Origin of the sequence: Streptomyces sp. NPDC059679, from assembly GCF_042734105.1 — a bacterium.
In the GTDB taxonomy this organism is placed as follows: Bacteria; Actinomycetota; Actinomycetes; order Streptomycetales; family Streptomycetaceae; genus Streptomyces.
Genome location: NZ_JBHWES010000040.1, coordinates 101,284 through 108,967, shown reverse-complemented (window position 1 = coordinate 108,967; position 7,684 = coordinate 101,284). Strand labels below are relative to the sequence as shown.

Genomic DNA, 7,684 nt, shown 5'->3' with positions numbered 1-7,684 from the left:
GTGGGAGAGTAGGACGCCGCCGAACAATTTTTAGCCTCGGTCCTGGGTATCGAAAGATACCCAGGACCGAGGCTTTTTTATTTTTCGTTGTCCCGGATCTCGGCGGCGTGGGTGAGCTCCAGATCGAGGGCTTCGCGGCGGATGCGCTGGTCCACGTAGAGGAGCGCGATGACACCCGCGCTGATCGGCAAGGTGATGGCTGAGGCGAGGACCCCGCCGACTCCGATGACCACCAGAAACGTCCAGCTGACGGAGACGGACTCGCCAGAAAGCCAGTCCATCGCATTGTCACCGCCGATGGCCATCCCGACGATGCTGGTCGGGATCTCGACGACGGCGGAGACGACGAAGGCGATGAGCAGCGCGAGAAGCTGGATGCCGAGCATTCGCCACCACGCGCCGCCCACGAGCTTGGCCGAGCGGCGCATGGCCGCGCTGAGTCCTTGCTTCTCCAGCATCAGGGCGGGCGCGGCGAGGCTGTAGCGGATCCAGAGCCACAGGGTGGCGGCTGTCGCGCCGAGCCCGCCCAGCAGGGCCAGCGCCGCGCCTTCGCTGTCCGCGTCGGCGGCGATGAGCAGGAGTCCCGGCGCCAGACCGGCGGCGAAGGTGGCGGCCACGAGTCCGGGCAGCAGGAGCAGCAGGCCGCACAACTGGAGCAGGCGCGGGCGGGCATCGCGCCACACCTCGCCGGGTGACACGGACCGTCCCAGTACGGCCCGGCCGATCACGATCGTCAGCAGGGCCGTGGTGACCATCGTGCCGAGGACCCCGGCCGTCAAGGGGACGGCACTGCCCTGCAGAGCGTGGCCGAGGGCGTCCAGGGCCTCTCGTACGCTCGGATTCGGGTCGTTCTCGAGCGAGTCGAGCCCGTTCGTGTCCTGGAACCACAGTCCCGTGGCGACCGTGGTCGCGGCCTGGGTGACGAGGGCGACGGCAAGGGACACGCCGAGCACCGGCCGCCAGTGGGCGCGCAGGGTGGACACCGCCCCGTCGAGGATTTCGCCGACGCTCAGGGGCCGTAGCGGGATGACACCGGGCCGCGGTGCGGGCGGCGGCGGGGTCCAGCCGGCCCCCCAACTTCCGTACGGGGCAGGGCCTGCTGGACCGCCCGGACCCGCGGGGCCCGGCGGAGGGGCGGGTGGTGGCTCGGGGACGCCGCCGGGGCGCGCCGTCCAGTGCCCTGCGGGTGGTTGCCGCTCCGCCCACTTCGCGCCCCATGAGGGTCGGTCCGCCGCCACCTGATCCGCAGCTGTCCCGTCCGCCGTGGACCCGTTCGTCGCAGGGCCGTCCGCCGTGGGGCTTTTTGCCGTAGCGCGGTCCGGTCCAGGCTGATCGGGCAGGACAGGGCCCGGGCTCTGTCCTGTCGGGCCCTGCGCCGGCTGCTGCGGTGGCTGCTGCGGTTCATCGGTGGGGGACGGTCCGGGCGGTGCCCAGCCCGGAGAGTCGTTCATCGTCGCTCCATGAGGTCGGTCCCGTAAGGGCGAAGGGCGGCCGCCGGGCTGTCGCGCGTGCGCGGCGGCGGCAGGTTGGCAGTCATCGTGCCACGGTGGACGTGCCCGGACGGTGGGCGTCGGGCGTGGCGGACGATTCAATACTTGGGGCCTCCAATGCTGGGGCCTTCAATACTTGGGGCCGCAGAGGGCAGACTGGACCAATGGCTGATCAGCACTCAGTGGACCGGGGCGCCGACGTATCGCCCGCCGCGCTCGCGCTGCGCTGGGAGGAACCGCCGGAAGGTCCCGTGCTGGTGATCCTGGACCAGACGCGACTTCCCGCCGAAGAGGTCGAGTTGGTGTGCACCGACGTACCGGTGCTGGTGGAGGCGATCCGTTCGCTCGCCGTACGGGGCGCTCCGCTGCTCGGTATCGCCGGGGCTTACGGTGTCGCCCTCGCCGCGGTGCGCGGTTTCGATGTGGACGAGGCCGCCGAATCGCTGGCGCACGCCCGGCCGACGGCCGTCAACCTCGGCTACGGGGTACGCCGCGCCGCCGCCGCGTACCACGCGGCGGCGAAGGGCGGGGCGGACGCCGAGGGGGCCGCGGCCGCGGCCCTGGCCGAGGCCCGCGCGCTGCACCGGGAGGACGCCGAGGCCAGCGAGCGGATGGCCGAGCACGGCCTGGCCCTCCTCGACGAACTGCTGCCCGCGGGCGGCTACCGCATCCTGACCCACTGCAACACCGGCGCGCTGGTCTCCGGCGGCGGGGGCACCGCCCTGGCCGTGGCCGCGGCGGTGCACCGGGCCGGGCAGCTGCGGCGGCTGTGGGTGGACGAGACACGCCCGCTGCTGCAGGGCGCGCGGCTGACCGCGTACGAGGCGGCCCGCGCGGGCATGGCGTACACGCTGCTCACCGACAACGCGGCGGGTTCGCTGTTCGCGGCGGGAGAGGTCGACGCGGTTCTGATCGGCGCGGACCGGATAGCCGCGGACGGCTCGGTGGCCAACAAGGTCGGCAGCTATCCGCTGGCGGTGCTGGCCCGCTACCACCATGTGCCGTTCGTCGTCGTGGCGCCGACCACCACGCTGGACCTGGCCACCGCGGACGGCGCGTCGATCGAGGTCGAGCAGCGCCCGGGACATGAAGTGACAGACATCACAGTGCCCTATGCTCCGGCGGCGGGTGCGCACGCGGGCACCGGGATACCCGTCGCGCCGCTGGGCACGCAGGCATACAACCCGGCTTTCGACGTCACACCACCGGAGTTGGTGACTGCCATCGTCACCGAGGCGGGGGCCGTCTCGCCGGTCACCGCGGACGGTATCGCGGAGCTGTGCGCCAGGTCACGATCGGGTAATGGGATGATGTCGATATGAAGGGACGCGTCCTTGTCGTCGACGACGACACCGCACTGGCAGAGATGCTCGGCATCGTGCTGCGCGGCGAAGGCTTTGAACCGTCGTTCGTGTCGGATGGCGACAAGGCTCTCGCCGCCTTCCGCGAGACCAAACCGGATCTGGTGCTGCTCGATCTGATGCTCCCCGGGCGGGACGGCATCGAGGTGTGCCGGCTGATCCGGGCCGAGTCCGGGGTGCCGATCGTCATGCTGACCGCGAAGAGCGACACGGTCGATGTGGTGGTCGGTCTTGAGTCCGGGGCGGATGACTACATCGTCAAGCCGTTCAAGCCCAAGGAGCTGGTGGCGCGGATTCGCGCGCGGCTGCGGCGGTCGGAGGAACCGGCGCCGGAGCAGCTGGCCATCGGGGATCTGGTGATCGATGTGGCCGGCCACTCGGTGAAGCGGGACGGCCAGTCGATAGCGCTGACGCCGCTGGAGTTCGATCTGCTGGTCGCGCTGGCGCGCAAGCCGTGGCAGGTCTTCACCCGTGAGGTGCTGCTCGAGCAGGTGTGGGGCTATCGGCATGCCGCCGACACCCGGCTGGTCAATGTGCATGTGCAGCGGCTGCGCTCGAAGGTCGAAAAGGACCCGGAGCGGCCGGAGATCGTGGTGACCGTGCGCGGCGTCGGCTACAAGGCCGGGCCCAGCTGAGATGCCGGAGGTCGGCTCGGCTCCGCCTGCCGGGAGACCGGCGGGTGGAGCCCCGGAGGGTGCGCGTCCGGGGCGGCCCGCCGACCCGGCGGGTGAGATTCCGCTGCTGCGGCGGCTGTGGAGCGGTGGGCAGCTGCTGCCGGACGGGGCGTCGGGCGGCCCCGCGCATCCGTTGATCCGGCTGTTCGGGCGGTGGGTGCGCCGTCCGCTGCTGCCCGCTGCCCGGCTGTGGCGGCGCAATATCCAGCTGCGGGTGGTCGCGACCACCCTGCTGATGTCGCTCGGAGTGGTGCTGCTGCTCGGCCTGGTCGTCATCGGGCAGGTGCGCAATGGGCTGCTGGACGCCAAGCGTCATGCGGCGCAGGGGCAGGCCGCCGGCGGGTTCCAGGTCGCCGAGCAGATGGCCGACCGCAACCGAGACACTCGTAACGGGGACGGGGCCGACGCCCGTGGCCGGGGCGGCCAGGACGCAGGCAGCTGGCTGAACGAGCTGGTGACGCAGCTTGCCAGCGGCGGCAAGGGCGCGTACTCGGTGGTGGCGCTCAGCTCCGCCTCGGGCGATACGCCCCGCGTCGTCAGCCGTGGGGCGCGCGTCTCCGGCGACGTCAAGCAGGACAGCGTCCCGGCCGAGCTGCGCAAGAAGGTGGACGATGCGCGCACCACGCCGTACGAGCAGTACGGCCGGATCCTGCACAACAGCTCCGAGGACTCCGAGGCCGCGCTGATCATCGGCAAGCGGCTCAACGACAACCGCGGCGAGCCCTACCAGCTCTACTACCTCTTCCCGTTCACGCAGGAGGAGAAGTCGCTCAGCCTGGTGAAGGGGACGCTGGCGACGGCCGGGGTCTTCGTGGTGGTGCTGCTCGGCGCCATCGCCTGGGTGGTGGTCAGGCAGGTGGTCACGCCGGTACGGATGGCCGCTGGGATCTCCGAGCGGCTGGCGGCCGGTCTGCTGCAGGAGCGGATGAAGGTCACCGGCGAGGACGACATCGCGCGGCTCGGCGAGTCGTTCAACAAGATGGCGCAGAACCTCCAGGTCAAGATCATGCAGCTGGAGGAGCTGTCCCGGATGCAGCGCCGCTTCGTCTCGGACGTCTCCCATGAGCTGCGGACGCCGCTGACGACCGTACGGATGGCGGCGGATGTCATCCATGACGCGCGCGAGGACTTCGACCCGATCACGGCGCGCTCCGCCGAGCTGCTGTGGGGGCAGGTCGACCGGTTCGAGTCGCTGCTGTCGGATCTGCTGGAGATCAGCCGGTTCGACGCGGGCGCGGCCGCTCTGGAGGCCGAGCCGATCGATCTGCGCGATGTGGTGACCCGGGTGGTCGACGCGGCCGAGCCGCTTGCCGAGGCCAAGGGCACCCGGGTCGTGGTGCGCGGCGCCGAGCAGCCGGTGATGGCGGAGGCGGACGCCCGGCGGGTGGAGCGGGTGCTGCGCAATCTCGTGGTCAACGCCGTGGAGCACGGCGAGGGCCGGGATGTGATCGTGCGGCTGGCCGCTGCGGGCGGAGCGGTCGCGGTCGCGGTGCGCGACTACGGCGTCGGGCTCAAGCCGGGCGAGGCGACCCGCGTCTTCAACCGCTTCTGGCGGGCCGATCCGGCCCGTGCCCGTACGACGGGCGGCACGGGCCTCGGCCTGTCGATCGCGGTGGAGGACGCGCGGTTGCACGGCGGCTGGCTGCAGGCGTGGGGCGAGCCCGGTGGCGGTTCGCAGTTCCGGCTGACCCTGCCGCGTACGGCGGGCGACACGCTGCGCGGCTCGCCCATCCCGCTGGAGCCCGAGGACTCCCGGCGCAACCTGGCGTCGGGGCGGGGTGCGGAGGCCACCGGGGCCGCAGGGTCGGCTTCGCGCGAGGGCGCGGGGGAGCGGCTGGCGGCCGTACCTGCGCAGTCGAAGTCCGCGCTGTCCGGCGCCGACCTGCCGCGGCTCCCCGGCGGCACGGGCCTGCCCACACCGACGGCCGACCCCACGGCGCTGCCGGGCAACGGCGCCCGCGTGGTGCCCCGGGGCGCTGCCCGAGGCCCGTCGGCTGCGCCGGGCCCGCGGCCGGGTGCGGTCGACACGGCGGCTGATACCGCGGCCGATACGGCACACACGGCGGCTGATGCGGCGGCCGATACGGCACACACGACACCGACCGAACGGGAGGGCCGCCCCCGTGGGCGCTGACCGCTACCGCCTCCGCCGCACGCGCCGGCAGCTGGGCGCGCCCGCGCTGCTCGCCTGCGGCGCGCTGCTGCTCTCCGGCTGCGCCTCGATGCCCGACAGCGGGGATGTGCGCCGGGTGGACTCCTCGCCGCGTACGGACGTCGATACGCGGGTGCAGGTGTACGGGGTGAGCCCGGGCAAGGGCGAGCAGCCCACCGAGCTCGTCAACGGCTTCCTGGAGGCGACGACCAGCGACGAGGGGAACCTGGCCACGGCCAAGGAGTACCTGACCAAGGGCGCCGCACGGCAGTGGGCCCCCTTGGCCGCCACCACGGTGCTCGCACAGGCGCCGGAGGTGCGGGTGGAGGCCGATCCGGGAGACCGGGACAGCGACGGGAGGACCGTGGTGCTCTCCGGCAAGCGGATCGCCACGGTGGACGCCACGCACGCGTACCGGCCCTCTGAGGGCGATTACGTGGAGCGCGTCCATCTGTCGAAGGTGGGGTCGGAGTGGCGGATCGACCGGCTGCCGCGCGGCCTGGTGCTGGGCGAGCCCGACTTCCAGCGGATGTATGAGTCGGTCAACAAGTACTACTTCGCCGAGCTGGGCCCGGACGCCGGGAACTCGCGGGCGGGGCAGGGCGTCCTGGTCGCCGACCCGGTCTATCTGCGGCAGGGCGTCGACCCGGTCACCGCGGCCGTGAAGGCCCTCCTGGACGGGCCGACGAGCTGGCTCGACCCGGTGGTCAGCACCTCCTTCCCCTCGGGTACGAAGCTGGGCGGCCGGGACGAGAAGGTGTCGCCGGACGATTCGAACGCGCTGAAGGTGCGGCTCAGCGACCGCGCGGCGCATGTGGGCCAGGCGCGCTGCGCCCGTATGGCGGCCCAGCTGCTGTTCACGGTCCAAGGACTGGGGCAGCCGGCGTCGGAGATCCGCAGCGTGCGGCTGGAGCGGCAGGACGGCGCGGAGCTGTGCACGCTGTCGCGCGACGCCGCGCGCTCCTTCGCTCCGGAGGGGGTCATCGGCCGCGGCGACCATCAGTACTTCGTGGACGCCGACGACCGGGTGGTCCGGCTGTCCGACGACGCGCGGCAGCCGCAGGCCGTGCCGGGGCCGTTCGGTGAGGACGGCGTCGGCCTCGGGTCGGTGGCGGTGTCCCGGGACGAGCGGCTTGCCGCGGGGGTCACCAAGGACGGCCGCTCGCTGTATGTGACCGAGCTCAGGTCCGGCGTCCAGCTGGGCAAGGCGAGGCTGCGCAGCCAGGGCGGCAGCGCGGAGCACGGGCTGTCGGCGCCCAGCTGGGACGGCCTCGGCGGCCTGTGGGTCGCCGACCGCAATCCACAGCGACCCAAGCTGCTGCGGCTGCGTGAGGGCGAGGAGAAGGCGGACGAGGTCCAGCTGCCTGATCTGAACCGCGGGGTGATCACGGCGCTGCGGATGTCCGCGGACGGCACCCGGATCGCGATGCTGGTCAAGCGCGCCGGGCATACGACGCTGCGGCTCGGCCGCGTCGAGCGGTGGGGCGGCGAGGAAGCTCCCAAGCTGTCGGTGCGGGGGCTGCACTCGGTCTCTCCGCGGCTGGAGGACGTGGACGCCGTCTCATGGGCCGGGGGCAGCCGGCTGGTGGTCGCGGGCCGTGAGTCGGGTGGGGTGCAGCGGCTGCAGTACGTCGAGACGGACGGCTCGCCGGCTGACGTCCCGGCCGTGCCCGGGCCGAACGGTGTGGAGTCGGTCGCGGCCTTCGAGGGGCCGAACCGGCCGTTGATCGCCGAGACGACGAACGACGGGATCGTACGGCTGCCGCCGAATACGGACTGGAAGACCGTGGCCAAGGAGGGGTCGCTTCCGGTGTATCCGGGGTAGCGGTCCACCTCCTCCGGCTCGCCCTGGGCTGGTCCTGGTCCTGGTCCTCGGCCGACTGGGCGTCGACCGGTCGGCTGTCAACAGGATGGCTGTCAACAGGATGGGGGCGCGTTCACCCGGATGGGCGCGGTCACACCGTGGTTGGCCCGCAGTTATCCACAGGGTTGTCCACAGGAGTGGCG

5 protein-coding genes are annotated in these 7,684 nt (G+C 72.4%); 4 read left to right on the top strand and 1 reads right to left on the bottom strand.

The features are described 5' to 3' along the window. Positions 1-77: 77 nt before the first annotated feature. Positions 78-983, bottom strand: a complete 906-nt coding sequence (locus tag ACFV2X_RS33755; RefSeq protein WP_385623934.1) for a glycerophosphoryl diester phosphodiesterase membrane domain-containing protein — start codon at positions 981-983, stop codon at positions 78-80. A gap of 671 nt (positions 984-1,654) precedes the next feature. Here ACFV2X_RS33755 and mtnA point away from each other — a divergent pair. Genes mtnA through ACFV2X_RS33735 form a run of 4 tightly spaced genes read left to right on the top strand, consistent with a single transcriptional unit; the run spans position 1,655 to position 7,502 of the window. After that, entirely contained in the window at positions 1,655-2,812 is a 1,158-nt protein-coding gene (gene mtnA / locus ACFV2X_RS33750; RefSeq protein WP_385623932.1) for an S-methyl-5-thioribose-1-phosphate isomerase, read from the top strand. Beyond that, complete coding sequence (mtrA, locus tag ACFV2X_RS33745) at positions 2,809-3,486, top strand: two-component system response regulator MtrA (protein ID WP_014061181.1); 678 nt, start codon at positions 2,809-2,811, stop codon at positions 3,484-3,486. Before mtnA ends, mtrA begins: the two co-directional genes overlap by 4 nt. 1 nt (position 3,487) lies before the next feature. Further along, on the top strand, positions 3,488-5,659 hold the full coding sequence (gene mtrB / locus ACFV2X_RS33740; protein WP_385623930.1) for an MtrAB system histidine kinase MtrB: 2,172 nt from the start codon (positions 3,488-3,490) through the stop codon (positions 5,657-5,659). Beyond that, positions 5,649-7,502, top strand: a complete 1,854-nt coding sequence (locus ACFV2X_RS33735; protein ID WP_385623928.1) for an LpqB family beta-propeller domain-containing protein — start codon at positions 5,649-5,651, stop codon at positions 7,500-7,502. The genes mtrB and ACFV2X_RS33735 overlap by 11 nt, the downstream gene beginning before the upstream one ends. Positions 7,503-7,684: the final 182 nt, after the last annotated feature.

Excerpts from the sequence above, each read along its gene's own strand:
- mtnA (WP_385623932.1), top strand. The coding sequence starts at position 1,655 with ATGGCTGATCAGCACTCAGTGGACCGGGGCGCCGACGTATCGCCCGCC.
- mtrA (WP_014061181.1), top strand. The coding sequence starts at position 2,809 with ATGAAGGGACGCGTCCTTGTCGTCGACGACGACACCGCACTGGCAGAG.
- mtrB (WP_385623930.1), top strand. The coding sequence starts at position 3,488 with ATGCCGGAGGTCGGCTCGGCTCCGCCTGCCGGGAGACCGGCGGGTGGA.